The organism is Mesorhizobium sp. B2-4-2, from assembly GCF_006442845.1.
Lineage (GTDB): Bacteria > Pseudomonadota > Alphaproteobacteria > Rhizobiales > Rhizobiaceae > Mesorhizobium.
In genome coordinates this window covers 199,035-223,972 of sequence record NZ_VFVM01000004.1, presented here as the reverse complement: position 1 = coordinate 223,972, position 24,938 = coordinate 199,035, and the positions used below count along the sequence as shown (strand labels likewise).

Here is a 24,938-nt window from a genome sequence, read left to right as displayed (position 1 = left end):
CCTGTCCGAATCCGTGTTGGCGACCCAAAATGAATTCCTGGCATAGACCCATGATGAAGAACGGCCCTCGAATCATCACCGTAGCCAACCAGAAGGGCGGTGTCGGCAAGACCACCACTGCCATCAACCTGGCCACCGCGCTGGCGGCGATCGGCGAGAAGGTGCTGATCGTCGACCTCGATCCGCAAGGCAATGCCAGCACCGGCCTCGGCATCGACCGCAAGGACCGCACGGTGTCGTCCTATGACGTGCTGACCGGCGAGCTGGAGCTTGAGGAGGCGGCGATCCCGACGGCGGTGCCCGGCCTGTCGATCGTGCCGTCGACCCTCGATTTGCTCGGCATCGAGATGGAGATCGCCTCGGCGCCGGACCGGGTGCTGCGGCTGCGCAACGCCCTGCGCGCCGCATCGGCGCGTTCGGCCGGGTTTGGCTATGTGCTGATCGACTGTCCGCCGTCGCTCAATCTCTTGACCTTGAATTCGATGGCGGCGGCCGATTCCGTCCTGGTGCCGCTGCAATGCGAGTTCTTCGCGCTGGAAGGTCTCAGCCAGCTGCTCGAAACCGTCGAGCAGGTGCGCCGCTCGATCAACCCGGATCTCACCATCCAGGGCATCGTGCTGACCATGTATGACGGCCGCAACAACCTCGCCAACCAGGTGGTGCAGGACGTGCGCGAGCATATGGGCGACAAGGTCTACGAGACCATCATCCCGCGCAATGTGCGGGTCTCTGAAGCGCCGTCCTACGGCAAACCGGCGATCCTCTACGACCTCAAATGCTCCGGCAGCCAGGCCTATCTGCAGCTTGCGTCGGAAGTGATCCGCCGCGAGCGTAAATTGCGCGCCGCTTAACAAGCGGCCGCGCATGGAGCAAAGCCGATTCGATACCGAAACAATCTGGAACCGAAATGAGCGAAGACCTTTCGAGAAAGAGACTGGGCCGCGGGCTGGCGGCGCTGATCGGCGAGATCGACCGTCCGAGCGCGCCGGAGAAGCCTGGGATGAGTGCCGACGGGAAGGTGCCGATCGAGTTCCTGACGCCCAATCCGAAAAACCCGCGCCGGCATTTCGGCGACGCCGAGTTGACCGACCTGGCGCAATCGATCCGCGAGCATGGGGTGGTGCAGCCGGTGGTGGCGCGGCCTTCGCCGTCGCAGGCCGGGCGCTACGAGATCATCGCCGGCGAGCGGCGCTGGCGTGCCGCGCAACGCGCCGGATTGACCGAGATCCCGGTCATCGTGCGCGAGGTCAACGACCGCACGGCGCTGGAACTAGCAATCATCGAGAACGTCCAGCGCGCCGATCTCAACCCGGTCGAGGAAGCGCTCGGCTATCAGCAGCTCATCGACGATCACGGCTACACCCAGGCCGATCTCGGCCAGGTCATCGGCAAAAGCCGCAGCCATGTCGCCAACACGCTGCGGCTGCTGAAGCTGCCCGACGTGATCCGCGACATGCTGGTCGACGGGGCGTTGTCGGCGGGCCATGCCCGCACGCTGGTGACGGCGGAGGACCCGGCGGGGCTTGCCAAGCGCATCGTCGAGGAAGGGCTCTCGGTGCGCCAGGCCGAAGCGCTGGCGCAGATGCCGGCCGGTCCGACCCCGGCGAAGCCGAAGCAGGCGAAAAGCGCGCCGGAAAAAGACGCCGACACGCTGGCGCTGGAAAAGCTGATGACCGGCACGCTCGGCATGATCGTGACCATCGACCACACGAACAAAGGCGGCGAGATTCGCGTGGCGTACCGGACGCTGGAGCAGCTTGACGAGCTGTGTCGGAGATTGAAACAAGAGCGGTAGTTAGCCGGCGAACTTCAACAAAGCGGAAGCTACAACGCAGGGAAAACGAGGGCTGGCTGTCCGCCAGCCCTTTCGTTTGAAGCGCTGGCGATTGCGAAAAAGCAGCGCCATCGGTATCTGTCGGCAGCCGCGCTCGCGGCTTGACAGTGCCCGGCAACGGCGTAACCTCTATTAGACAAGACTTAAATTCATTGCCCTAGCGTGCCGGTCAGTCGCGGCGAGGGCTATCTGCCATTCCTGCAACAGGCGTGAAATGGCACCGCCTCGCCAAAGCAATATGCCGACGCGCGCCTGACGCAAATGGGAGGTGCAAATGGCAGTCCGTTGGCAATTGTCCGGAAGTTACTTCGAAAACTGTAGCTGCGATGTCGTGTGTCCTTGCCTGCTGTCCATCAACGCGCAGCTGACATCAAGGCCGACGAAAGGTTTTTGCGACGTCGGTCTGGTCTTTCATATCGATACGGGCAGTTACGGCGACGTTCGGTTGGATGGGCTCAGCGTCGCCATGGTTGCCCACACGCCGGGTCCGATGGCAGACGGCAACTGGACGGCCGCCGCCTATATCGACGAACGGGCCGATGACAGGCAGACAGAGGCGCTAGGCGCCATCTTCACTGGCGTCGCGGGCGGCCCCATGGCGGTGCTGGCACCCTTGATCGGCACGAATCTCGGCGCCAAGAAGGTGCCGATAAGCTACCGGATAGACGGCAAGAAGCGGTCGGCGGAGATTGCCGGCGTCATGCGAATGGCGGTCGAGCCGCTGCCGACGATGCGCGAGGACGGGCAGATGTGGGCGGCCACTGGCCATCCCGTCAATCCCGACTGGCTCGCCTTGGCGATGGGGGCGGAAGGCAGTACATTCAGCGACCATGGCATGAGCTGGGACAATTCCCGCCGGAACGGACATTACGCCCCGATCAACTGGTCCGGCCAGCAGTAGCCGTTGGCCGCAGAGTACGGGACGTACTTCGTCCATGGTGCAGACGTTGCAGCGATACATCATTCTCGCGCTGCTGATCGCTATCGCGGCGGCGGCATGGACCTTGCTCATCCGGCAGCAGACGGGAATGGACGCGGACATGCGCATGGAAATGTACTCGCTCACCATGGGCATGAAGGCGCCGCTGTTTCTTGCCGTCTGGATGATCATGATGATTGCCATGATGTTTCCGACGGCCGCACCCATGATCCTGACATTTCACCGGGTCCAGGCCGGCAAACGGGGCCGGGGCGAGACCTTTGTCTCGAGCTGGGTGTTCGTGGCCGGGTACATGCTGGTCTGGGGCGTGATGGGCGTTATCGCCTTTGCCGGCGCGGCGGGTGCGGAGATGCTCGCCGGGCATGTGGGATTGTCCACGGCGACGGCCGCGCGTTTCGGCGGCGCGCTGCTGATGCTTGGGGGCGCCTACCAACTTTCCCCACTGAAGGATCTGTGTCTGGCCAAATGCCGCACGCCGATCGGCTTCATCCTGACCTCATGGCGCGATGGTTACTGGGGCGCGGTTCGCATGGGTCTGGAGCATGGACTTTTCTGCCTGGGCTGCTGCTGGCTTCTGTTTCTCGCCCTCTTTCCTCTCGGGATCATGAACGTTGCCGCAATGGCCGTGGTCACCTTGCTGATATTCGCGGAAAAGACCCTGCCGTCTGGAAATGGGATCGCGAAGCTGTCGGGGATCGCTCTGCTGCTCTATGGCGCGGCGGTGCTGGTCTTTCCACGGGCGCTGCCGACCTTTGAGCCGGTAGGCGCCATGACAATGAATTGACCAACGGAGGCAGCGCCCGGCGCCAAAGGGCCTAACGCTGCGCCAATCTCGCGCTCTCCACCGCGATCCCGAGCAGCGCCTGCCTTGCCAGCGCCACCGACAGGTCCGGCCTTCGCCGCGTCTGCAGCACGGCGGTCTGCAGCCGGGTCAGCGCGCGGCCGAGCGCCTCGACGCTCCAGCGTTCCAGCGCCTTCTCCACCAGCTTGCGGCGCGAGAAGAAAACCGGCGGGCGCGCCGCCGCCACCACCGACGCGGCATTGCGGCCGCCGGCCTCCATCTGGCCGCGCATGGACTGCATCGCCTGAAACTGCCGCATCGCCGAGGACAGCACCAGGAAGGGTTGGCCGCCTGCCTGGCAATGGCGGGTGAAGGCGGTGTCGAACTCGCCGACCTTGCCTTCGAGAAGCGCGTCGACGGCATCGTCGAAGGACGCGCCGGAAACGTCGCCGGACATCGCCCTGACGTCGTCGAGGCCGATTTCCTTCTGGCCATGGACATAAAGCAGCAGCTTGTCGATCTCGCCGCGAGAGGCCAGCCGGTCGCCGCCGAGATTGCGGCGCAGCGCCTGTCTTGCCTCAAGCGTCATCGTCGCGCCGGTCTTGCGCAGCTCATCGTCGATGACGGCATCGATGTCCCTGGCCTCGTCGGCATAGCAGGGCAGCGCCATGGCGTTGTCGGCCGCCTCGACGACGGCGCGCAGCCCGACGCCCTTCTTGAGATCGCCGGCTTCGATGAGGATGATCGCGTCCCGCACGGGCTCCGCCGTCAGCGCCTTGACGTCGTCGGCCAGCGCCTTCTGGCCGCCGGCATTGCGCACCCACAGCAGGCGGCGGTCGGAAAACATCGGCACGGTGCGCGCCTCGTCGAGCAGCCGGCCCTCGTCGCGCTCGACTTCGGAGCCGTCGAGCCTGACCACCGAGAAGGGGTCGTCGAGCGGCAGGCCGGTCGCGGCGGCAAAAGCCTTGGCGCGCTCCGAGACGAGGCCGCGATCGGGGCCATAAAGCAGGACGATCGCCATGCGCGGGTCCGGCTTCGCGAGCCAGGAATCCACTTCGTATGCTTTCTTCTGTGCCATCGAGGGTGGTTAGCATGATGTTGGGGCGGAGTGAACGTTTTCCAGTTCACCTCGGAAGAACTGCTTCGAGGGAAGATCGACCCCCACCCCGTCGAGCTTCGCTCGACACCTCTCCCCCGATCGACGGGGGAGAGGAAGGGTGCGAGCTCGCCAAGTTTGACGCCTTTCCTCTCCCTCCGGAGGGGGAGAGGTGGCCCGGCGCAGCCGGGACAGAGTGGGGGGAAGCCGTTTGCCAAACGCGCCGCCGCTCCAAGACACGCGCAATGACCGGCGAGGAAGAAAACCGGGTAATCAAGCGGAAGCAATGCTTCGAGGGAAGGTCGACCCCCACTCCGTCGAGCTGCGCTCGACACCTCTCCCCCGATCGAGGGGGGAGAGGAAGGGCGCCACGTTTGGCGGACCCGCGATTCTCCTCTCCTTCCGCAGGCGTGAAAGTGGGCGCGGCAGCCAAGCTTGCCAAACAATCACCTATCTGGCGACAAACCTCACGCGACCTTGCACCTAATTGCGCGGCGCCGCCCAACATCGACAAGAAATTTCGCCGACATATCTTCATCTTGGTGCGCGGCAGGCTGTATCGGCCGGCTTGGCCGGCCCGATGCCCGGAGGCTTGCCCGGTGAATTCGCACTGGCGGCGCGGATATGCAAATATCGGTGCCGGGCGACATGGAGGACGAAGGTCATGGCCGATGCTGGGATGTTGCGCTTCCATGTTCCGGAGCCCGAGGTGCGGCCGGGCGGCACGCCTGATTTCTCCAACGTGACCATCGCCGCCGCCGGCTCGGTGCCGCGCCCCGAAATCGACGTCGATCCACGCGCCATCCGCGACATGGCATTCTCGATCATCCGGGTGCTGAACCGCGCCGGCGAGGCGGTGGGGCCGTGGGCGGGGCTGCTCTCCGACGAGGAACTGCTCGAAGGCCTGCGCCACATGATGACGCTGAGGACCTTCGATGCGCGCATGCAGATGGCGCAGCGGCAGGGCAAGACCTCCTTCTACATGCAGCATCTGGGCGAAGAGGCGGTGAGCTGCGCCTTCCGCAAGGCGCTCGCCCCCGGCGACATGAATTTCCCGACCTATCGGCAGGCCGGGCTGCTCATCGCCGACGGCTACCCGATGGTCACGATGATGAACCAGATCTATTCCAACGAGGCCGACCCGCTGAAGGGCCGGCAATTGCCCATCATGTATTCGTCCAAGGAGCACGGCTTCTTCTCGATCTCGGGCAATCTGGCGACGCAGTATATCCAGGCGGTCGGCTGGGCGATGGCCTCGGCGATCTCGAACGACTCAAGGATCGCCGCGGCCTGGATCGGCGACGGCTCGACGGCGGAATCCGACTTCCATTCGGCGCTGGTGTTCGCCTCGACCTACAAGGCGCCCGTGGTGCTCAATGTCGTCAACAACCAGTGGGCAATCTCGACGTTTCAAGGCATAGCGCGCGGCGGCGCGGGCACTTTCGCCGCGCGCGGGCTGGGTTTCGGCATCCCGGCGCTGCGCGTCGACGGCAACGACTATCTCGCCGTCCACGCCGTGGCGAAATGGGCGGCCGAGCGCGCGCGCAGCAACCTGGGGCCGACGCTGGTCGAATACGTCACCTACCGGGCCGGCGCGCATTCGAGCTCGGACGATCCCTCGGCCTACCGGCCGAAGACCGAATCCGATGCCTGGCCGCTCGGCGACCCGGTGGTTCGGCTGAAGAACCATCTCATCCGGCTCGGCGTCTGGTCGGAGGAGCGGCACAAGCAGGCCGAAGCGGAAATCCTCGACACGGTGATCGCGGCGCAGAAGGAAGCCGAAAGCCACGGCACGCTGCACGCCGGCGGCAAGCCGTCGACGCGCGACATGTTCGAGGGCCTCTATGCCGAGATGCCGCCGCATCTGCGGCGCCAGCGCCAGCAGGCGGGGGTCTGAGCCATGCCGAGGCGGACCATGATCGAGGCCATTCGCGACGCGATGGACGTGTCGATGGGGCGCGACGAGAAAGTGGTGGTGTTCGGCGAGGATGTCGGCTTTTTCGGCGGCGTGTTCCGCTGCACGCAAGGCCTGCAGGCGAAATACGGCAAGAGCCGCTGCTTCGACGCACCGATCAATGAATCCGGCATTGTCGGCTCGGCCATCGGCATGGCCGCCTATGGTCTGAAGCCGTGCGTGGAGATCCAGTTTGCCGACTACATGTACCCGGCCTACGACCAGCTGACCCAGGAAGCCGCGAGGCTGCGCTACCGCTCGAACGGCGACTTCACCTGCCCGATCGTGGTGCGCATGCCGACCGGCGGCGGCATATTCGGCGGCCAGACGCACAGCCAAAGCCCGGAAGCGTTGTTCACCCATGTGTCGGGGCTGAAGACCGTCGTGCCCTCGAACCCGCATGACGCCAAGGGGTTGCTGATCGCGGCGATCGAGGATCCCGACCCGGTCATCTTCCTCGAGCCGAAGCGGCTCTACAACGGCCCCTTCGACGGCCATCACGACCGGCCGGTGACGCCGTGGTCGAAGCACGAGCTGGGCGAGGTCGCCGACGGCCACTACACCGTGCCGCTCGGCAAGGCCGCGATCCGCCGGGCCGGCTCCGCCGTCACGGTGTTGGCGTACGGCACAATGGTCTATGTCGCGCAGGCGGCGGCCGAGGAGACCGGCATCGATGCCGAGATCGTCGATCTCAGGACGCTGTTGCCGCTCGACCTCGACACCATCGTGGCGTCGGTGAAGAAGACCGGACGCTGCGTCGTGGTGCACGAGGCGACGCTGACCTCCGGCTTCGGAGCGGAGCTGGTCGCGCTTGTGCAGGAAAACTGCTTCTACCATCTGGAGGCACCGGTGGCCCGCGTCGCCGGCTGGGACACGCCCTATCCGCATGCGCAGGAATGGGACTATTTCCCCGGTCCGGCCCGCGTCGGCCGGGCGCTTACGGAAACATTGGAAGCCTAGAACGGGGAGGCCCGACATGGGCGAACACATCATCAAGCTGCCCGATGTCGGCGAGGGCGTCGCCGAGGCGGAACTCGTCGAATGGCATGTCAAGGTCGGCGACATCGTGCGCGAGGACATGATGCTTGCCGCCGTGATGACCGACAAGGCCACGGTCGAGATCCCTTCCCCCGTCGACGGCGAGATCCTGTGGCTGGGCGCCGATATCGGCGACACGGTGGCGATCGGCTCGCCCATCGTGCGGCTGAAGGTGGCCGGCGAGGGCAATGTCGTTGGCGGTGCGATGCCGGCGGAAGTGACGGCTGAAAGTATCTCCGATGATACGGGGGCTCGCCCGGTCTCGGACCTGGAGCCGTCATCGCCCAATCTGTCGCCGTCATCCTCGGGCTTGTCCCGAGGATCCGCCGTCCCACAGGGATATGACGCGACCAGTTCCGGAAGGTCGGTAGATCCTCGGGACAAGCCCGAGGATGACGGCGCCAGGTCCAAGGTCAACAGCGCGCCGCGTGCGCAAGGTGAAAGGCCGCTGGCCTCGCCGGCCGTGCGGCTGCGTGCGAAGGAAGCGGGCATTGACCTCAGGCAGGTCCAGGGAAGCGGCCCGGCCGGTCGCATCGGCCATGAGGACATCGAGGCGTTCCTGGCGCGCGGGCCGCACATGGCCAAGGCATCCGGCCTCGCCCGCAACGATGCCGTCGAGGACATCAAGGTGGTGGGCCTGCGGCGCAAGATCGCCGAGAAGATGACGCTGGCGGCGTCGCGCATCCCGCACATCACCTATGTCGAGGAGGTCGACGTTACCGCGCTCGAGGATCTGCGCGCCGCGCTCAACAAGGAGAAGCGGGCGGCCAAGGGGGTAGAAAGGCCAAAGCTGACGCTGCTGCCGTTCCTGATGCGCGCGATGGTCAGGGCGATCGCGGACCAGCCCAACCTCAATGCGCTGTTCGACGACGAGGCCGGCATCATCCACCAGCATGGCGGCATTCATATCGGCATCGCCGCGCAGACGCCGTCGGGACTGGTCGTGCCCGTCGTCAAGCACGCCGAGGCGCTGGACATCTGGGAATGCGGCGCGGAGGTCGCCAGGCTGGCCGAGGCGGCCAAGTCGGGAACCGCGACGCGCGACGAGCTCTCCGGTTCGACCATAACCATCACCTCGCTCGGTGCCATGGGCGGCGTGGCGACGACTCCGGTCATCAACCACCCGGAAGTCGCGATCCTCGGCGTTAACAAGATGATGGTGCGGCCGGTATGGGACGGCACCCAGTTCATCCCGCGCAAGATGATGAACCTGTCGTCGAGCTTCGACCATCGCGTCATCGACGGCTGGGACGCGGCGGTGTTCATCCAGCGCATCAAGACGCTCCTGGAAACGCCGGCGCTGATTTTCGTGGATTGACGGTGGATCATTCGAGATGATGGCGGGAGAGCGCCCCCCTCTGCCTTGCCAGGCATCTCCCCCACAAGGGGGGAGATCAGATGTCACGCCGGCTTTCGCCAATCACCAGCGCTGCGGGATTGAGCGAGGCGCCGAAGCCTCCAATCTCCCCCCTTGTGGGGGAGATGTCCGGCAGGACAGAGGGGGGCGCGAAGAATCTCGACGGAGCGTTTCCTCGGATCGAAGGGTCACGTCATGAAAGAAATCTCCTGCAAGCTGCTGGTCATCGGCGCGGGGCCGGGCGGCTATGTCTGCGCTATTCGTGCCGGGCAGCTCGGCGTCGATACCGTCATCGTCGAGGCCGGCAAGCCGGGCGGCACCTGTCTCAATGTTGGCTGCATTCCTTCCAAGGCACTGATCCATGCAGCGGAGGAGTTCGAGAAGGTCGCGCAGATGGCGGGCGGCAACAGCCCGCTCGGCATTTCGGTGGCCGCGCCGGCGCTGGATCTGGGCAAGACGGTCGCCTGGAAGGACGGCATCGTTAGTCGGCTTAACAGCGGGGTCGCCGGCCTGCTCAAGAAGGCCGGGGTGAAGACCGTGCACGGCTGGGCGACGTTTCGAGACGGCAAGACCGTCGCGGTCGAGACCGAGACGGGAAGCCAGGTGATCCGCGCCGAAGCGGTGGTGATCGCCACCGGCTCGGCGCCGGTCGAGTTGCCGTTCCTGCCGTTCGGCGGGCCGGTGATCTCGTCGACGGAAGCGCTGGCGCTGAAGGAGGTGCCGCAGCGGCTGGCGGTGGTCGGCGGCGGCTATATCGGCCTGGAGCTCGGCACGGCCTTCGCCAAGATGGGCGCGGCGGTGACCGTGGTCGAGGCCTTGCCGCGCGTGCTGGCGCAGTATGACGCCGAACTGACGCGGCCGGTGGTCAAGCGGCTGGCGGCACTCGGCATCGAAATGATGCCAGGCGCCAAGGCCAAGGGCCTGTCGACGAAAGGCGATGCGCTGCTGGTCGAGACCCCGGATGGCAAGGATGCGAGGATCGCCGCCGACAAGATCCTGGTCACGGTCGGCCGCAAGCCGGTGACGGAAGGGTGGGGGCTCGACCAGATCGACCTCGACATGGCGGGGCGATTCATCCGCATCGACGAGCAGTGCCGCACCTCCATGCGCGGCATCTTCGCCATTGGCGACGTCACCGGCGAGCCGATGCTGGCGCACCGCGCGATGGCGCAAGGCGAGATGGTCGCCGAAATCGTCGCCGGCCATAAGCGCGGCTGGGACAAGCGGGCTATCCCCGCCGTCTGCTTCACCGATCCGGAGCTGGTCACCGTCGGCCTGTCGCCCGAAGAGGCCAAGGCGCTCGGCGGGGAAATCAAGGTCGGGATGTTTCCCTTCGCCGCCAATGGCCGCGCGATGACCAGGATTGGCGAGGATGGCTTTGTCCGCGTCGTCGCCCGCGCGGACAATCATCTTGTGCTAGGCATCCAGGCGGTCGGGCAAAGCGTGTCGGAACTGTCGACGGCCTTCGGCCTGGCGCTCGAAATGGGCGCGCGGCTGGAGGACATCGCCGGCACCATCCATGCCCATCCGACACAGGGCGAAGGCTTCCAGGAAGCGGCCCTGAAGGCGCTGGGACACGCGCTGCATATCTAATTCGGGACGGCGGAAAGCACCCCCCTCTGTCCTGCCGGACATCTCCCCCTCAAGGGGGGGAGATTGGCAGCTTAGGCGCCCCGCACATCCCGCCTACGGTGCGCAATTCGGAGTTAATTCGCCGCGCTCATCGCCTTGTCGAGCGCTGCCTTCACGTCGGCCGGCCAGGTCTTCACCGGGGGCTTGGCGTCCGGCTCGCCATTGTCGCCGCGGCGGGCGAAATAGAGCTTGTGCTGGCCCGGATCGACCGCCATGAAGCCGTCATTGCCGCCGCAATCGTGCGGCACGCAACCGCTGGCGTAGAAGGCGCCGGACGCGGTCTTTTCAGTGCCGCCGCCGACCAGCAGGCTGGTCGCCATGTCGGGCATGTCCTTGCCGAGCAGCGCCTCGGCCGCCTTGTAGACGGCCTCATTGTGGAAGGCGTCGATGATGTTGTCGTATTTCGACGGATCGATGTCCTTCCAGTCGGTGCCGGGTTCGGGCATGTAGGTCAGATTGCCCGCGATCGTCAGCCCCGATGTCGGCGACCACTGCAATGCCGGTTTCGAATCGCCGGGCAGGAGATAGGGCACGAAATAGATGGCGCTGTCGGAGACGGCCGTGGGCGGCGCGCCGCACTCGTCCTGCTCGACGGTGGTGCTCTGGATCTCAGCGCCTTCCGGTTTCCAGACGATCACCGTCGCCGGCCCGCACTGATTGCCGCCGTCGCCGACGTCGAACAGCGCCACCTTGACGCCGCCGACCTCGACGATCTTGTCGAAGAAGACGTCGTAATTGCTGGCCAGTTGCTTGCCGTCATAGGCAAGCACCTTCTCGCCATACTGTTCCTGCTGGGTGATGGTGAACTGGCCGCCCTCGAACGGCACCGGCGCCTGTTTGTCGTCGTCGGAAACGTCGGCGGCTCCCTGATCCGTGGCAGGCGTCTCGCTTGCCGCCGGTGGCTGCGCCTCTGGCGTCTCGGCCTGCGCATGCGCGCCGGCCATCGTCGCCACGGTCATGGCCAGGGCGCAGGCGCTGGCAAGAAGCGGGCGTGTCATGACTGTTCCTCCTTCAGCCGCCGCAAGCCCGGCCAGCGACGGCCGGGCCGATGTCGTCAGCCGCGCCGTTCAGGCCCAGGGGCGCAGCTCGGCGTTCTTCTTCTCGAACGAAGCGATGGCGCCGGCCTTCTCCATCGTCAGGCCGATATCGTCGAGGCCGTTCAGCAGGCAATGACGCTTGAAGTCATCGAGGTCGAACTTGACCACGCCGCCGTCGGGCCCGCGGATCTCCTTGGCCTCGAGGTCGATCGACAGAGTGGCGTTGGAGCCGCGCGAAGCGTCGTCCATCAGCTTGTCGAGATCCTCGGGGCTGACGGTTATGGGCAGCACGCCATTCTTGAAGCAGTTGTTGTAGAAGATGTCGGCGAAGGAGGTCGAGATGACGCAGCGTATGCCGAAATCGAGCAGCGCCCACGGCGCGTGCTCGCGCGAGGAGCCGCAGCCGAAATTGTCGCCGGCGACGAGGATCTGCGCCTTGCGGTAGGCCGGCTTGTTGAGCACGAAATCCGGATTCTCCGAACCGTCGTCCTTGTAGCGCATCTCGGCGAACAGGCCGCTGCCGAGCCCGGTGCGCTTGATCGTCTTGAGATAATCCTTGGGGATGATCATGTCGGTGTCGACATTGACGATCGGCATGGGCGCAGCGACGCCGGTGAGCTTGGTGAATTTTTCCATGGTCTTTGCCCGTCTTCCTGGCATTGCGGGGGATTGCTGGCGCCCGGTTTACACAAAGCCGGCGACAAATAAAAGGCAGGTGTTCGCGCGCGTCGGCACGGGGTGCCGCACAAACGGCTTCGAATTCGCGGCCCGATGGTGCAGTCTGGCTGTGATGGCTGAAAAAATTCTCTATGCACGCGAACCCGCGCTCGACGTCCCCGAATTCCGCCGCGTGCTGGTGGACTCCGGCCTTGGCGAGATCCGTCCCGTCGATGATGCCGACAGGCTGCGGGCGATGCTGTCGGGCGCCAATCTGGTGCTGACCGCGCGGCTGGATACCGAAGGCAAGCCGCTGGTCGGCGTCATCAGGGCCGTGACGGACTTCTCCTGGGTCTGCTACATCTCCGATCTCGCCGTTTCCGGATCGGCGCAGGGGCTCGGCATCGGCAAGGGACTGATGGACGAGGCGCGGCGGCAGCTCGGCCCGTCCGTCGCCATCAGCCTGGTTTCCGTGCCCGACGCCGCCGGCTTCTACGAACGCATCGGCATGATGCGCATGGCCGACGCCTTCTGGTTCTCCCGCACGCGCTGACATTTTTCTCCTGTGGCCGGATCCAGCAGCCGTTGGCATGACATGTCGCCTTGACATGCAACCAAATGGTTGCATATTAGAGCCATGAGCATGGACGCCGTCTTTCGCGCTTTGGCCGACCCGACCCGCCGGCAATTGCTGGACAGCCTTCATGACAGGAACGGGCAGACGCTGAACGGGCTGTGCGCTGAGATGGATATGACCCGCCAGGCGGTGACCAAGCACCTGGCGATCCTCGAGGAGGCGAACCTTGTCACCACAATCCGCAAGGGGCGCGAGAAGGAGCACTACCTCAACCCGGTTCCGATCAACGAGATCGCCGAGCGCTGGATCGGCAAATTCGAGCGGGGGCGGCTCTCCGCCCTCGGCGATCTGAAGAGACGCCTCGAAAGGGAAGACTGATGAGCAACGCCTTCGTTTATGTGACCTACATCCGCACCACGCCCGACAAGCTTTGGCAGGCGCTGACCGAACCGGAATTCCACGAGCAATATTTTCTCGGCGCCCATATGCAGAGCGACTGGAGAAAGGGCTCGGCGTGGAAGATGGTCTATGCCGACGGCCGGGTGACCGACAGCGGCGAGATCCTCGAAGTCGATCCGCCAAGGCGCCTGGTGATCAAATGGCGCAATGAGTTCATGCCGGACGTCAAGGCCGACGGCTACACCACCTGCACCTTCGTCATCGAGCAGGAGGGCGACATGATGAAGCTTGCCGTCACCCATGCGGCCGACGGCCCGCACAAGCTGCTGGAGCATGTCGGCAAGGGCTGGCCGCTCGTCCTGTCGAGCCTGAAAAGCCTACTCGAAACCGGGCAGGGCCTGTCGCGGCCGGCGTCGAAAGGCTGAAAATCATCGTTTCCGAGCGAAACAATCATCCGGAGGCATCGATGATGCATGTTCCAGTGCCAACGTCAGCCGTGCAGAGCATGACCAATGGCGAGACCGTTATGGCCCAGGCCGAGATCGACGCGCCGGCAGAGCGCGTCTTCCGCGCGCTGATCACGGACGAGGTCGAACAATGGTGGGGGTCCGCCGACACCTACCGGATGGTGAAATGGTCGGCAGACCTTCGCGCCGGCGGCCGATGGGCCGTCACGGTCCGTGAAGCCGACGGCAGGGAGCTGCCGGCCAACGGGGAATTCCTCGATATCGAGGTGCCGCGGCGGATCGTGCAGACAAGGCTCTATGCCTGGGATCACCCGACGCTTGGCCGCCGGCAAACGACGGTCGCCTGGCTGCTGGAACCAACCGCCGCGGGCACGCGCCTCACCATCTGCCATGGCGGCTTCGCCGGGCTGGCCGAAGCGGCGGCCGAACATGCCGAGGGCTGGGGACGCGTGCTGGGCTGGCTACAGGCGTATTTGGGTGCGGGAAGCCGAGTGGCGGCTTAGCCGACTGGTGGCGGTGCAGACCCTTTTGATGTCAGCGTCAAAGAGGGACCTTGACTCGGCTCAAATCACATTCAACTCGCGGAACGCCCGCCCTTCGGCAACGCGTTCGTAGCCAAAGGGGGAGCAATCGACCGTGCGGTAGCCGCCATGCACGATCAGCTCGGCCAGCGCCTTGCCCACGGCGGGCGCCTGCTGCAGGCCGTGGCCGGAAAAGCCGTTGGCGAAGAGGAAATTGCCGACTTCGGGATGTGGGCCGATCACCGCGTTCTGGTCGAGCGTGTTGTAGTCGTAGTGACCGGCCCAGGCGCGCGTCGGCTTGATCGCCTCGAAGGCCGGGATGCGGGTCGCCAGCACCGGCCAGATCACCTCTTCGAACAGCGGCCAGTCGACGTCGAAATCGGCGGGATCGGCCGGGCCGTCGCCCTCCTCCGGCTCGGCGCCGCCGGTGAGATAGACCGAGCCTTCCGGCCTGACATAGATGCCGGACGGGTCGACCAGCAGCGGCATGTCGGCATATTTCTCGCGCGCCTCGAAGACGAAGACGTTGCGCTTGCGCGGCTCGACCGGCAGCGCCAGCCCGGCGAGTGCGGCGACCTTGCCCGCATTCGGCCCTGCGGCATTGACAAGGATGCCGGCCTCGAGCCGTTCGCCATTGTCAAGGCTGACGCCGGTAACGCGGTCACCCTGCCGCTCGATGCCGGTGACCGAAGCATTGATGAAGTCGATCTTCTTCTCACGCAACGCCTTGCGGAACAGCATCAGCATGGCATGCGCGTCGAACCAGCCCTCGCCGCTGCGGCCATAGGCGCCGGCGGTGATGCCCTCGGCCGACAGCCAAGGGAAACGGCGCACGAGTTGTTCGGCGTCCTCCAGCAAAATGTCGGCGCCTTCGGCAAGCTGTGCCTCGTGGTTGGCCCTGAGGATCGGCAGCCCGGCCTCGCCGGCGAGAATGAGATAGCCGCCCTCGCGAAAACCGATGTCGGCGTCGGCGCCGAATTCTTCCTTCAGCCGGCGGAACAGTTTCAGCGTGAATTGCGACAGGCGGATATTTTCCGGAATGGAGAATTGCTGGCGGATCGAGGCCATGGATAGCGTTGTCGCCGCGTGGGAAAATTGCGGGTCGCGCTCGACCAGCGCGATCCTGCCGGAAAAGCCCTCCTCGCGCAGATAATAGGCGATCGAGGAGCCGACGATGGCTCCGCCGATGATGACGATGTCGTAGCGCACTTTTTTCTCCGATCCGCTGCCGGCGTCCTTACGCAACCGGCAAGACAATCTCGAAGCGCGTGCCGCGCTCGGAGTCAACCAGCCTGATCGTGCCATCCTGCGCTTTCAGGAGGGCCAGCACGATGCCGAGCCCCATGCCGGTGCCCCCGGTAGAGCACCGCGCGATGCCGCCTGCTCCCTTGCCTCAACCCGCGGCAGGCGGCATAGATCTGGCATGACGACCGATCTCTACCGCCCGCGCCGCTCGGTGCTCTATGTTCCCGCCTCGAACGACAAGGCGCTGGCCAAGATGGCGCAGCTTGCCTGCGATACCGTCATCATCGACCTGGAGGATGCCGTCGCCCCGGCCGAGAAGGTCGCGGCGCGCGAAAAACTGGCCGGCATCTTCAGCAATCGTCCTGATACCAACCATAGTGGCCGGCGCTGCGAGATGGTGGTGCGCATCAATGCGCTCTCGAGCGAATGGGGCGGCGCCGACCTGCTGGCGGCGGCCAAGGCGGAGCCGGACGGCATCCTGCTGGCCAAGGTCGACACGCCCCGCGACGTGCTCGAGGCGGGTGACGTGCTCGACGACAATTCCGCCCCCGACAGCGTGAAACTATGGGCGATGATCGAGACGCCGAAGGCTGTGCTCAATGTCGGCGCCATCGCCGAACTTGGCCGCGATCCTGCCTCGCGGCTTGATTGTTTCGTTGCCGGAACGAATGACCTGACCAAGGACACCGGCATTCTGGCGACGTCGGACCGGCGTTATCTCCTGCCGTGGCTGATGCAGATGGTGCTGGCGGCGCGTGCCGGCGATCTCGATATCGTCGACGGCGTCTTCAACGATTTTCGCGCGCTCGATGCTTTCAGCCGCGAATGCACGGAAGCGGCCGCCATGGGCTTCGACGGCAAGACGCTCATCCATCCCGCCCAGATCGAGGCGGCGAACCGCGCCTTTGCGCCATCGGCGGAGGCGGTGGCCAAGGCCCGCGCGGTGAAGGAGGCCTTTGCGCTTCCGGAAAATGCCGGCAAGAACGTGATTGCGCTGGAGGGAAGGATGGTCGAACGGCTGCACCTTGCGCAGGCCGAAAAACTGCTGGCGAAGGCGGCGGCCGTCGGCGCATGATGTGCCGTGTTGGATTGCCGATCGCGGGCGATGGACTGACGACAGGAATTGAATGATGAAACTCTACCGCTTTCTCACCGCTCCGGACGACGCCAGCTTCTGTCACAAGGTGACGGCGGCGCTGAACAAGGGCTGGCACCTGTTCGGCTCCCCCACCTACGCCTACGACAAGAAGACCAAGACCATGCGCTGCGGCCAGGCCGTGGTGAAGGATGTCGAGGGCCAGGAATACGGGCCGGACACCAAGCTCAGCGACTGGTAGCCCCTCGCATCCACAGCCACGCCGCCAGCCAGGCGATCGATGCCGCAAGCATCGCCAAGCCCAGGTCAAGAGCCAGCTCCGGAACGAACGCACGAAGCGCGATCGGCACCGCGCCAATAAGATAAAGAGCGAGAGGAATGCGCGGCACGCCTCTTGCAACGGCGAGAGAGATTACAAACGCGAGCGTTCCAACCAGAAAAAGAACCGAACTGGCGACCAGAGCCAGACCGAGCGGTCCGGCTCGCAGCTCGACGATGGTTGTGAGCGGAAGCTTCGAAAATACCAGATTGATCACTGCTTCCACGCCTACCAAACTTGCCAACGCAACGAAGTTGATGACAAACGCGATAGTGCCGAACAGCCCCGCGCGCCGGCCAAACGCAAGAAACAGGCCTACGACGAGGCCAAGCGCCAATATCTCGGCGACTGGTGCGAGAAGTTGCGTCAGATCGGTGGTCGCGATGAGCGAGCTGCGTTTAGCCGCGTTGACCAGAAGAATAAGCGCGCTTCCCATCCCGGCGACGGCGGCAAGCCGATAAAGCGTGAGGCTGGGCACAGTCGCGCTCGACTGAACAATCGCGAAATTCTCCTGCTGAAGTTCTTCGGCTGGACTCTGATGCGAAATGACCGATTGCGGGCGGGGTGGGGCTGTTCTGGCGAGCATGTTCGTCTCCTCAGCTGGGAGTTCGGGAGCCGCGAAGACCGTAGGCCTGTTCCGATCCCATCAGTAATCACTGCTTACATCCTCTGGCCGGGATTGTAAACGGCGATTACATAAATCGCGGAATCATGCTACAGAGGCGGGAAGCTGCTCCACGGAACGAAGGGAAAGAGATGGCAAAAGCCAAGGCGCCTCATCGCACTGGTTACCACCATGGCAATTTGCGGGAGGTCCTGATCGATGCCGCGGTTCAACTGGTCGAGGAAGGCGGCCCCGACAATGTGAGCGTGCGCGAAGCCGCAAAACGTGCCGGGGTTTCCCCCGGCGCGCCATTCCGTCACTTCAGCAACAAGACCGCGTTGATGACGGCTGTCGCGGAGCAGGCAATGAGCCGATTCCGCTCGGAGATCACGAATGCGGTCGAGAAGGTTGCGACGGACGATCCGATCGAACGCTTTGCCGCTGTTGGAATCGCCTATTTGCGCTGGGCAATTCGAAACCCCACCCACTTCCAGATCATCTCGACACGCAATCTTATTGATTGGGATGCTTCGGAGTCGCTGCGTCACGATAATGAAGCGGTGCGTTCGCTGATGGAAGCGTCAATGGCAGAAGCACAGCGGCGAAACATGCTCCGGTCGGACGACATGGCAGAGACCCAGATAGCCGCGAGGGCGCTCGTCTACGGGCTCGCACGCATGTACATTGATGGACATTTTGCGCAATGGGCAGTGGCAGGACATACCGGGGAGCAGACTGTGCAGAACGTATTAAAACATTTCATCACACTCATTGTGAAATGACGGCCTGACGTAGAACCGGTCACTCGGCTGCCTCTTCGATCTTCTCCATATCGTCGTCCGACAGGCCGAAATGGTGGCCGATCTCGTGGATCAGCACATGGGTGACGATGTCGCCCAAAGTCTCCTCGTTCTCGGCCCAGTAGTCGAGGATGGCGCGGCGATAGAGCGTGATGCGGTTCGGGCCTTCGCCGGTCTGCGGGTTCCAGCGCTCGGCAATGCCGCGTCCCTCGAATAGGCCGAGCAGGTCGAAGGGGGTTTCCAGCGACAGGTCGTCCATGATCTCGTCGGTGGGGAACTCGGCGATCTGGATGACGATCTCGCCGGTCAGCTTGCGAAAATCCTCGGGCAGATGGGCGTAGGCCTCCAGCGCCAGGAACTCGATCTCGTCCATCGACGGCGAAAGCTGGTCGTGCCAAATGCGGGTCTTGTAGATGCGGGCCATGCTTTGTCCTTTGATCCCGGCATATAGGCTTTTGGGCCACAATCGGCAAATGACGCGGCGGCCAACCCCAGGATTGCTTACGGCACCGGGAGCCGTTTCGCATGGCTTGAGGCGCGGTCGGCTGTCCGACCCATGTTGGCCCTCTTATCGGAGAGGAATAAATTCCCCCATGAGTCTGCTTGACTCTTCGGGTCGCCTCTGGAATCTATAAGAACATAACAGGAACAATTGTGAGTGGACACTGACCGTCATGGCGATGAGCGCCGTGGCGCGGGAGACTGTTTTTGCCCTGCGCCGCCAGATCGCGAAGATCGAGGGAACGCTGCCCGAGCGCCTGCAGGCGCCGGCCGGCGCGGTTTCCGACGCCGGCATGGCCGCCGCGGACCGCACCGTGGTCCGGCGCGGCATCGCCGTAGCCAGGCCGGATGCTTTCCTGCGCACCGGCATCGGCCGGCTCGATGCCGCCCTCGGTGGCGATTGGGGCGGCGATTTGGGCGGCGGCCTGCCGAAAGCGGCCTTGAGCGAAATCCATGGCATCGAGACCCGCGATGCCGGAGCGGTCGCCGGCTTCGCCCTGTCGCTCGCCAGCCTGATTCTCAAGCCCAGCCTGATTCTCAAGCCCAGCCTGGTTCTCAAGCAAGGGCCGCGATTGCCGGTGCTGTGGATCGGCACCCAGGAGGTTTTTCGGGAGGCGGGTTTTCCCTATGCCCGGGGCCTTCACGCCGCCTTCGGCATCGAGCCGGAGCAATTGCTGTTTTCCGAGGCGCCAAGGCTCGCCGATGCGCTGTGGGTCGCCGAGGAGGCGGCCCGCATGACGGCGCTCGCCGCCGTCATCCTTGAAGTCCGCGGCAATCCGCAGCGGCTGGACCTGACCGCGACGCGCCGGCTGCACGCCCGCGCGCAGAGCGCCGGCCGGCCGGTCTTCCTGCTGCGGCAGGCGGCCGAACCCGAACCGACGGCGGCGCCCGTCCGCCTCATCGTCTCGCCGGCGCCGGCAGGGCCGCGCGACACGGTCGCCGGGCCGCTTGCCGGCTCGATCGGCCGCCCCGCCTTCACCATCAGCATCGGCAAGAGCCGCACGGCCCTGCCAGGACAATTCATATTGGAGTGGAACCCCGATGAACGCATATTCGATGAAAGACGGATTGGGGAAGAACGAGCAAAGAATCCTGTCCCTGTGGTTTCCCTATCTCGCGGCCGAACGGATCCTGCGGCAGCGCCTGGGGCGGTCCTGGCGTTCCCGACCGTCGGATCACCGGCCGCTGGTGATCAGCCATCGCGACAGCAACGCGCAGCGCATCTTAGCCCTCGACGAGCGGGCTGAGGCGCTGCATCTGAAGCCCGGCATGGGCATCGCCGATGCGCGCGCCATGCATCCGTCGATCGACATAATGGAGGCCGATGCCGAAGCCGACCGGCGCCTGCTCGAAGGCCTTGCGGACTGGTGCGACCGCTATACCCCGCTGGTGGCGCTCGACGGGACCGACGGCCTGTTCCTCGACGTCACCGGCTGCACCCATCTTTTCGGCGGCGAACGCGCCATGCTGGACGAGATCCTGTCGCGCTTCTTCCATCAGGGCTTCGACGTCCGTGCCGGCCTTGCCGCGACACCCGGCGCCGCCTGGGCGGCGGCGCGGTTCTGCGGCGACCGCATCGTTGCCGGCGGCGAGGAGGAAGCGCTCCTGGGGCCCTTGCCGCTGGCGGCGCTACGCATCGCGCCGGAAACCCGCGCCAGCCTGGAAAGTGTTGGCCTGCGCACGGCGGGCGCGGTGATGGCCGCGCCGCGCGCGCCGCTCGCCCGCCGCTTCGGTGCCTCCCTGCTCTTGCGCCTCGACCAGGCGCTCGGCCGTCTCGACGAGGCGGTGTCGCCGCGCCTGCCCGTCGCGCCGCTTTCGGTCGAACGCCATTTGGCCGAGCCCGTCACGCTGACAGAGGACATAGAACGGCTGGTGGGCATGCTGGCGACGACCCTGAAGATCGACCTTGAGCGGCGCGGCGAAGGCGCGAGAAGCCTGGCGCTGCTCTTGTTCCGCGTCGACGGCGCCGTCAGCCGCATCGCGCTCGGCACGTCGCGACCGATGCGCGAACCCCGGCTGATCCAGAAATTGTTCCATGAGCGGCTGGCCGCCCTCGAGCAGCATATCGATGCCGGCTATGGCTTCGACCTGGTGCGGCTTTCGGTGCTGGCGGCGGCGGCCTTCGACATGCCGCAGGCCGACCTGACAGGCGAAACGACCGACGACGGCGCCGATATCGCGCTGTTCGCCGACCGCATCCGCGCCCGGCTCGGCGAGGGGGCGGTTCTCAAGCCGGTCGCCGTGGAAAGCCATCTGCCCGAGCGTGCCGTCGCCACCATCCCCTTCACGGAAACCCCGCGCCGCATCACGCCGCCGAAGAAACCGGACAGGATGCAGGCGCCGATGACCATCTTCCCGCCGGAGCGGCCGATCCGGCTTTTCCGCTCGCCCGAGCCGATTGAGGTGCCGGCCACCGAAATGCCCGAGGGACCGCCGCTGAATTTCCGCTGGCGGCGTGCGCTCTACAGGGTCGCCCGCGCCGAAGGCCCTGAACGCATCGCGCCGGAATGGTGGCGTGAATTTTCGAGCGACGAAGCGGCGTCGACACGCGACTATTTCCGCATCGAGGATGCCGACGGCCGCCGCTACTGGCTCTACCGGCAAGGTCTCTATGGCGGCTCTGAAATCCCGCCGCGCTGGTTCCTGCACGGGGTCTTCGCATGAACGCGCTGACCGCCATTCCCTATGCGGAATTCGGCATCCAGTCGAATTTCTCGTTCCTGCGCGGCGCCTCCAAGCCGGAGGAGCTGGTGGTCGCGGCCAAGCTCATGGGGTTCTCCGCGATCGGGCTCGCCGACCGCAACACGGTGGCGGGTGTGGTGCGCGCCTGGCAGCAGGCTAAGGTCGAGACGCTTGCCTACCACCCCGGCAGCCGGCTGGTTTTTTGCGACGACACGCCTGATATTCTCGCCTATCCGCGGAACCGCAAGGGCTGGGGACATCTGTGCCGCATGCTCACGCAAGCCAATCTGCGCGAGGAGAACGAAAAGGGCGCGACCCTTCTGCGGCGCGACGACCTTCTCGAATGGGGCGAACTGATGTCGCTGGCGGTCCTGCCCGCTCTGGCGACAGGCGCGCAAGACAGCCTTGCCCTGCTTCGCCAGCTCAAGGACCGTTTCGGCGGGGCCCTGCGGCTTGGCGTTTCGCCCGATTATGCGGGAAACGACCGCTTCAGGATCGAGCAGGCGGCGGCGATGGCGGAGCTGGCCGGCCTGCCCTTGATGGCGACCAACGACGTCCTCTACCACACGGCCGAGCGGCGCCCGCTGCAGGACGTGCTGACCGCGATTCGCCTCAACATTCCCGTTTCGGAGGTCGGGCTGGAACTCACGGCGAATGCCGAGCGCCATCTGAAGCCGCCGCTGGAGATGGCGCGCCTGTTCCGCAGGCACCCGGAGGCACTGGCCGAAACGCTGCGCTTCGCGCAGGAGCTGACCTTCTCGCTCAGCGACCTTCAGTACAATTACCCCGACGAGCCGACGCAATCAGGGCTCGGCCCGCAGGCGGAGCTGGAAAGGTTGGCGCGGGAGGGGGCGGCCAGGCGCTATCCCTCGGGCGTGCCGCAATCGGTGACGAGGCGCATCGAGGAAGAGCTCGCCCTTATTGAGCGCCTGAACTATGCCCGTTATTTCCTGACCGTCCACGACATCGTCAAATTCGCCCGCAGCCAGGATATTCTCTGCCAGGGGCGCGGTTCGGCCGCCAATTCGGTCGTCTGCTTCTGCCTCGGCATCACCGAGGTCGGGCCGGAGCGAATCGACACGCTGTTCGAACGCTTCATTTCCGAGGAGAGGAACGAGCCGCCCGACATCGACGTCGATTTCGAGCATGAAAAGCGCGAGACGGTCATCCAATATATCTACGAGAAATACAGCTCCAAGCGCACCGCGCTGGCCGCCGCCGTCATCAGCTATCGCGGCCGCTCGGCGCTGCGCGAAGTGTCGAAGGCGATGGGCCTGTCCGAGGATGTCAGGGCATCGCTCTCCGGCTCGATCTGGGGCTGGTCGACCTCGGAGCTCGGCGAGAAGGAAGCCCGGGCCGGCGGCCTCGATCGCGCCGACCCCATATCGCGGCACGTGATGGAGCGTGCCAACGAGATCATGGGCTTTCCCCGTCACCTCTCCCAGCATGTCGGCGGCTTCGTCATCACCAGGGACCGGCTCGACGAGATCGTGCCCATCGTCAAGACGGCGATGGAGGAACGCAAGATGGTCGAATGGGACAAGGATGATCTCGACGCGGTCAAGATCCTCAAGGTCGACGTGCTGGCGCTCGGCATGCTGACTTGTCTCAAACGCGCCTTCACTCTGCTGACGGACCATTATCCGCAGGCGCGAGACCCTTACGGGCAGCCCTATGTCCTTGCCACCCTGCCGGAAGAGGACGAGCAGGTCTATAAGATGATCGGTCGCGCCGACACGATCGGCGTCTTCCAGATCGAATCGCGCGCGCAGATGTCGATGCTGCCGCGTCTCAAGCCAAAAGAATTCTATGACCTTGTCATCGAGGTGGCGATCGTGCGGCCCGGCCCGATCCAGGGCGACATGGTCCACCCCTATCTGCGCCGCCGGCAAGGCAAGGAGCAGCCCGAGTATCAGAAACCGGAGCTGGAGGCGATCCTCCACAAGACGCTGGGCGTTCCTCTGTTCCAGGAACAGGCGATGAACATCGCCATCGTGGCCGGTGGCTTCAAGCCTGGCGAGGCCGACGAGTTGCGCCGCGCCATGGCCACCTTCAAGCGCACCGGCACGATCGGCAATTACCGCCGGCGCATGATCGACGGCATGGTCGGCAAGGGCTACACCCGGGATTTCGCCGAACGCTGTTTCAAGCAGATCGAGGGTTTTGGCGAATACGGCTTTCCCGAAAGCCATGCCGCCTCCTTCGCGCTGCTGGTCTATGCCTCCTGCTGGTTCAAGACCTTCTATCCCGACGTGTTCTGCGCCGCGATCCTGAATTCACAGCCGATGGGATTTTACCAGCCGGCCCAGCTTGTTCGTGATGCGCGCGACCATGGCGTCGACATCCGCGAGGTCGACGTCAATTTCTCGGTCTGGGACTGCACGCTGGAACAGGCGGCTTTCGACCCGGCCCGCATCCTGCCGCGCCATGCCGACATGCGCGGCGTCATCGCGACGCAGCACGCGGTGCGGCTCGGCTTCAGGCAGATCAAGGGATTTTCCAAGGAGCGCATGGACGCCTTCGTCGAGCGACGCGGTTCAGGCTACATATCCGTCCGGGATGTCTGGCTGCGCTCCGGCCTCGATGTCGCCGAGATCGAAAGACTGGCGCAGGCCGATGCCTTCCGCTCGCTCGGCCTCGACCGCCGCGCCGCACTTTGGGCGGTGCGCGCCCTCGACGGCAAGAGTGCCGCCGAAAAGCTGCCGCTTTTCGACCAGCCGGCGCTGCGGCTACGCGAGCTGGAGCCGGAGACGAAGCTGCCGAAAATGCCGCTCGGCGAGCATGTCATCCACGATTACCGCTCGCTCGGCCTGTCCTTGAAGGCGCACCCGGTCGCCTTCCTGCGCGAACGGCTCGACCGGGCCGGCGTGACGCCCAATGCCAGGCTGTGCTCGGTGCGGGACGGACGGCGCGTCTCGGTCGCCGGGCTCGTTCTGGTGCGGCAGCGCCCCGGCAAAGGCAATGCGGTCTTCCTGACGCTGGAGGATGACGAGGCCGTCGCCAACGTCATCTTCTGGCAGCGGACCTTCGACCGCTTCCGGCCCATCGTCATGGGCGCGCGCTTCGTCAAGGTCACCGGCAAATTGCAGTCGGAATCGGATGTCGTCCACATCGTCGCCGAGAAGATCGAGGATCTGACGCCCTGGCTGACGGTGTTGCTGGAGAAGGTCGACCAGGCCAGTTTGCCGGGCGCCGGTTTTCAGGGGCACGCCTCAAGGGAGGATCCGGATCGTCCCGGCCGGCCCGCGATGCGGAACTCACCGGCCGGACAGGATTTGGCAACACTGTCGGAAGAAGCGGAAAGCGTCATGCCCAGGGGCCGCAATTTTCAGTAGGCACATCAGTGCCTTCGTCATCCACGGGCGGAGCAAGGAGCGAAGCGACGCGGCGCGAGGATTCAT

At 65.0% G+C, this 24,938-nt stretch carries 24 protein-coding genes and 1 pseudogene; 18 read left to right on the top strand and 7 right to left on the bottom strand.

The window, feature by feature from the left end; genetic code table 11:
- Positions 1-50: 50 nt before the first annotated feature.
- The 4 genes from FJ942_RS11320 (at position 51) to FJ942_RS11305 (ending at position 3,558) form a co-directional block, all read left to right on the top strand.
- Entirely contained in the window at positions 51-851 is an 801-nt protein-coding gene (locus tag FJ942_RS11320; protein WP_140491929.1) for a ParA family protein, read from the top strand.
- 56 nt (positions 852-907) lie between these two features.
- The gene (locus FJ942_RS11315) at positions 908-1,795 is read left to right on the top strand and encodes a ParB/RepB/Spo0J family partition protein (protein WP_140491933.1); all 888 of its coding nucleotides are present in this window, start codon (positions 908-910) and stop codon (positions 1,793-1,795) included.
- Positions 1,796-2,108: 313 nt separating this feature from the next.
- Complete coding sequence (locus tag FJ942_RS11310; protein ID WP_140897749.1) at positions 2,109-2,735, top strand: DUF1326 domain-containing protein; 627 nt, start codon at positions 2,109-2,111, stop codon at positions 2,733-2,735.
- 34 nt (positions 2,736-2,769) lie between these two features.
- A complete protein-coding gene (locus FJ942_RS11305) occupies positions 2,770-3,558 on the top strand; it encodes a DUF2182 domain-containing protein (protein WP_140897747.1) in 789 nt (262 codons plus the stop codon).
- 31 nt (positions 3,559-3,589) lie between these two features.
- On the opposite strand, the gene holA is transcribed toward FJ942_RS11305, so the two are convergent.
- Entirely contained in the window at positions 3,590-4,633 is a 1,044-nt protein-coding gene (gene holA / locus FJ942_RS11300) for a DNA polymerase III subunit delta (RefSeq protein ID WP_140524492.1), read from the bottom strand.
- A gap of 682 nt (positions 4,634-5,315) precedes the next feature.
- Between holA and FJ942_RS11290 the strand changes: the two genes are divergently transcribed.
- The 4 genes from FJ942_RS11290 to lpdA all read left to right on the top strand — a co-directional run bounded on the left by FJ942_RS11290 (position 5,316) and on the right by lpdA (position 10,593).
- Complete coding sequence (locus tag FJ942_RS11290) at positions 5,316-6,548, top strand: 3-methyl-2-oxobutanoate dehydrogenase (2-methylpropanoyl-transferring) subunit alpha (RefSeq protein ID WP_140514092.1); 1,233 nt, start codon at positions 5,316-5,318, stop codon at positions 6,546-6,548.
- A 3-nt stretch (positions 6,549-6,551) separates the two neighbouring features.
- Positions 6,552-7,565 carry an alpha-ketoacid dehydrogenase subunit beta gene (locus tag FJ942_RS11285; RefSeq protein WP_140524493.1) on the top strand — a complete coding sequence of 338 codons (1,014 nt, stop codon included), beginning with the start codon at positions 6,552-6,554 and terminating at the stop codon, positions 7,563-7,565.
- Between the two features lie 16 nt (positions 7,566-7,581).
- Entirely contained in the window at positions 7,582-8,961 is a 1,380-nt protein-coding gene (locus tag FJ942_RS11280) for a dihydrolipoamide acetyltransferase family protein (protein WP_140491951.1), read from the top strand.
- Between the two features lie 234 nt (positions 8,962-9,195).
- On the top strand, positions 9,196-10,593 hold the full coding sequence (lpdA, locus tag FJ942_RS11270) for a dihydrolipoyl dehydrogenase (protein WP_140625337.1): 1,398 nt from the start codon (positions 9,196-9,198) through the stop codon (positions 10,591-10,593).
- A 113-nt stretch (positions 10,594-10,706) separates the two neighbouring features.
- Here lpdA and FJ942_RS11265 read toward each other — a convergent pair whose 3' ends face one another.
- Together FJ942_RS11265 and leuD are read right to left on the bottom strand one after the other, a co-directional pair.
- Positions 10,707-11,630: a hypothetical protein gene (locus tag FJ942_RS11265; RefSeq protein ID WP_140897745.1), complete on the bottom strand. Its 924-nt coding sequence runs from the start codon at positions 11,628-11,630 to the stop codon at positions 10,707-10,709.
- 69 nt (positions 11,631-11,699) lie between these two features.
- The gene (leuD, locus tag FJ942_RS11260; RefSeq protein WP_140491959.1) at positions 11,700-12,305 is read right to left on the bottom strand and encodes a 3-isopropylmalate dehydratase small subunit; all 606 of its coding nucleotides are present in this window, start codon (positions 12,303-12,305) and stop codon (positions 11,700-11,702) included.
- 154 nt (positions 12,306-12,459) lie between these two features.
- On the opposite strand from leuD, the gene FJ942_RS11255 reads away from it, so the two are divergent.
- The 4 genes from FJ942_RS11255 (at position 12,460) to FJ942_RS11240 (ending at position 14,272) form a co-directional block, all read left to right on the top strand.
- Positions 12,460-12,879, top strand: a complete 420-nt coding sequence (locus tag FJ942_RS11255) for a GNAT family N-acetyltransferase (protein ID WP_140897743.1) — start codon at positions 12,460-12,462, stop codon at positions 12,877-12,879.
- Positions 12,880-12,969: 90 nt separating this feature from the next.
- Entirely contained in the window at positions 12,970-13,281 is a 312-nt protein-coding gene (locus FJ942_RS11250; RefSeq protein WP_140514430.1) for a metalloregulator ArsR/SmtB family transcription factor, read from the top strand.
- A complete protein-coding gene (locus FJ942_RS11245; protein ID WP_140554745.1) occupies positions 13,281-13,727 on the top strand; it encodes an SRPBCC family protein in 447 nt (148 codons plus the stop codon). Before FJ942_RS11250 ends, FJ942_RS11245 begins: the two co-directional genes overlap by 1 nt.
- A gap of 41 nt (positions 13,728-13,768) precedes the next feature.
- Complete coding sequence (locus FJ942_RS11240) at positions 13,769-14,272, top strand: SRPBCC domain-containing protein (protein WP_140897741.1); 504 nt, start codon at positions 13,769-13,771, stop codon at positions 14,270-14,272.
- A gap of 60 nt (positions 14,273-14,332) precedes the next feature.
- On the opposite strand, the gene FJ942_RS11235 is transcribed toward FJ942_RS11240, so the two are convergent.
- Together FJ942_RS11235 and FJ942_RS11230 are read right to left on the bottom strand one after the other, a co-directional pair.
- Positions 14,333-15,499, bottom strand: a complete 1,167-nt coding sequence (locus FJ942_RS11235) for an FAD-binding oxidoreductase (protein WP_140897739.1) — start codon at positions 15,497-15,499, stop codon at positions 14,333-14,335.
- Between the two features lie 28 nt (positions 15,500-15,527).
- Positions 15,528-15,650, bottom strand: a pseudogene (locus tag FJ942_RS11230) (ATP-binding protein); the annotation flags it as partial.
- Between the two features lie 63 nt (positions 15,651-15,713).
- Between FJ942_RS11230 and FJ942_RS11225 the strand changes: the two are divergent.
- Positions 15,714-16,610: a CoA ester lyase gene (locus FJ942_RS11225; RefSeq protein WP_140816472.1), complete on the top strand. Its 897-nt coding sequence runs from the start codon at positions 15,714-15,716 to the stop codon at positions 16,608-16,610.
- A gap of 55 nt (positions 16,611-16,665) precedes the next feature.
- A complete protein-coding gene (locus FJ942_RS11220) occupies positions 16,666-16,872 on the top strand; it encodes a DUF1737 domain-containing protein (RefSeq protein ID WP_140493464.1) in 207 nt (68 codons plus the stop codon).
- Here FJ942_RS11220 and FJ942_RS11215 read toward each other — a convergent pair.
- Positions 16,859-17,536 carry a hypothetical protein gene (locus FJ942_RS11215; RefSeq protein WP_210239597.1) on the bottom strand — a complete coding sequence of 226 codons (678 nt, stop codon included), beginning with the start codon at positions 17,534-17,536 and terminating at the stop codon, positions 16,859-16,861. The two genes, FJ942_RS11220 and FJ942_RS11215, sit on opposite strands and share 14 nt — an antisense overlap.
- 170 nt (positions 17,537-17,706) lie before the next feature.
- Here FJ942_RS11215 and FJ942_RS11210 point away from each other — a divergent pair, with 170 nt between their 5' ends.
- Positions 17,707-18,336, top strand: coding sequence for a TetR/AcrR family transcriptional regulator (locus FJ942_RS11210; protein ID WP_140524507.1), 630 nt, complete (start codon positions 17,707-17,709; stop codon positions 18,334-18,336).
- A 19-nt stretch (positions 18,337-18,355) separates the two neighbouring features.
- Here the strand turns inward: FJ942_RS11210 and FJ942_RS11205 are convergent, their stop codons facing one another.
- Positions 18,356-18,778, bottom strand: coding sequence for a metallopeptidase family protein (locus FJ942_RS11205; RefSeq protein WP_140491980.1), 423 nt, complete (start codon positions 18,776-18,778; stop codon positions 18,356-18,358).
- 250 nt (positions 18,779-19,028) lie between these two features.
- On the opposite strand from FJ942_RS11205, the gene FJ942_RS28840 reads away from it, so the two are divergent.
- From FJ942_RS28840 to FJ942_RS11190, 3 genes are read left to right on the top strand one after another with little or no spacing between them, the layout of a single operon-like run.
- On the top strand, positions 19,029-20,102 hold the full coding sequence (locus FJ942_RS28840; RefSeq protein WP_140816470.1) for a hypothetical protein: 1,074 nt from the start codon (positions 19,029-19,031) through the stop codon (positions 20,100-20,102).
- Positions 20,044-21,519: a DUF6504 family protein gene (locus tag FJ942_RS11195; RefSeq protein WP_140628317.1), complete on the top strand. Its 1,476-nt coding sequence runs from the start codon at positions 20,044-20,046 to the stop codon at positions 21,517-21,519. Before FJ942_RS28840 ends, FJ942_RS11195 begins: the two co-directional genes overlap by 59 nt.
- Positions 21,516-24,872, top strand: coding sequence for an error-prone DNA polymerase (locus tag FJ942_RS11190; protein ID WP_140897737.1), 3,357 nt, complete (start codon positions 21,516-21,518; stop codon positions 24,870-24,872). The genes FJ942_RS11195 and FJ942_RS11190 overlap by 4 nt, the downstream gene beginning before the upstream one ends.
- Positions 24,873-24,938: the final 66 nt, after the last annotated feature.

Excerpts from the sequence above, each read along its gene's own strand:
- FJ942_RS11250 (WP_140514430.1), top strand. The coding sequence starts at position 12,970 with ATGGACGCCGTCTTTCGCGCTTTGGCCGACCCGACCCGCCGGCAATTG.
- FJ942_RS11220 (WP_140493464.1), top strand. The coding sequence starts at position 16,666 with ATGAAACTCTACCGCTTTCTCACCGCTCCGGACGACGCCAGCTTCTGT.
- FJ942_RS11255 (WP_140897743.1), top strand. The coding sequence starts at position 12,460 with ATGGCTGAAAAAATTCTCTATGCACGCGAACCCGCGCTCGACGTCCCC.
- FJ942_RS11225 (WP_140816472.1), top strand. The coding sequence starts at position 15,714 with ATGACGACCGATCTCTACCGCCCGCGCCGCTCGGTGCTCTATGTTCCC.
- FJ942_RS11285 (WP_140524493.1), top strand. The coding sequence starts at position 6,552 with ATGCCGAGGCGGACCATGATCGAGGCCATTCGCGACGCGATGGACGTG.
- FJ942_RS28840 (WP_140816470.1), top strand. The coding sequence starts at position 19,029 with ATGGCGATGAGCGCCGTGGCGCGGGAGACTGTTTTTGCCCTGCGCCGC.
- FJ942_RS11280 (WP_140491951.1), top strand. The coding sequence starts at position 7,582 with ATGGGCGAACACATCATCAAGCTGCCCGATGTCGGCGAGGGCGTCGCC.
- FJ942_RS11305 (WP_140897747.1), top strand. The coding sequence starts at position 2,770 with ATGGTGCAGACGTTGCAGCGATACATCATTCTCGCGCTGCTGATCGCT.
- FJ942_RS11210 (WP_140524507.1), top strand. The coding sequence starts at position 17,707 with ATGGCAAAAGCCAAGGCGCCTCATCGCACTGGTTACCACCATGGCAAT.
- holA (WP_140524492.1), bottom strand. The coding sequence starts at position 4,633 with ATGGCACAGAAGAAAGCATACGAAGTGGATTCCTGGCTCGCGAAGCCG.
- FJ942_RS11320 (WP_140491929.1), top strand. The coding sequence starts at position 51 with ATGATGAAGAACGGCCCTCGAATCATCACCGTAGCCAACCAGAAGGGC.
- FJ942_RS11310 (WP_140897749.1), top strand. The coding sequence starts at position 2,109 with ATGGCAGTCCGTTGGCAATTGTCCGGAAGTTACTTCGAAAACTGTAGC.
- leuD (WP_140491959.1), bottom strand. The coding sequence starts at position 12,305 with ATGGAAAAATTCACCAAGCTCACCGGCGTCGCTGCGCCCATGCCGATC.
- FJ942_RS11190 (WP_140897737.1), top strand. The coding sequence starts at position 21,516 with ATGAACGCGCTGACCGCCATTCCCTATGCGGAATTCGGCATCCAGTCG.
- FJ942_RS11290 (WP_140514092.1), top strand. The coding sequence starts at position 5,316 with ATGGCCGATGCTGGGATGTTGCGCTTCCATGTTCCGGAGCCCGAGGTG.
- FJ942_RS11240 (WP_140897741.1), top strand. The coding sequence starts at position 13,769 with ATGATGCATGTTCCAGTGCCAACGTCAGCCGTGCAGAGCATGACCAAT.
- FJ942_RS11205 (WP_140491980.1), bottom strand. The coding sequence starts at position 18,778 with ATGGCCCGCATCTACAAGACCCGCATTTGGCACGACCAGCTTTCGCCG.
- FJ942_RS11315 (WP_140491933.1), top strand. The coding sequence starts at position 908 with ATGAGCGAAGACCTTTCGAGAAAGAGACTGGGCCGCGGGCTGGCGGCG.
- FJ942_RS11265 (WP_140897745.1), bottom strand. The coding sequence starts at position 11,630 with ATGACACGCCCGCTTCTTGCCAGCGCCTGCGCCCTGGCCATGACCGTG.
- FJ942_RS11245 (WP_140554745.1), top strand. The coding sequence starts at position 13,281 with ATGAGCAACGCCTTCGTTTATGTGACCTACATCCGCACCACGCCCGAC.
- FJ942_RS11215 (WP_210239597.1), bottom strand. The coding sequence starts at position 17,536 with ATGCTCGCCAGAACAGCCCCACCCCGCCCGCAATCGGTCATTTCGCAT.
- lpdA (WP_140625337.1), top strand. The coding sequence starts at position 9,196 with ATGAAAGAAATCTCCTGCAAGCTGCTGGTCATCGGCGCGGGGCCGGGC.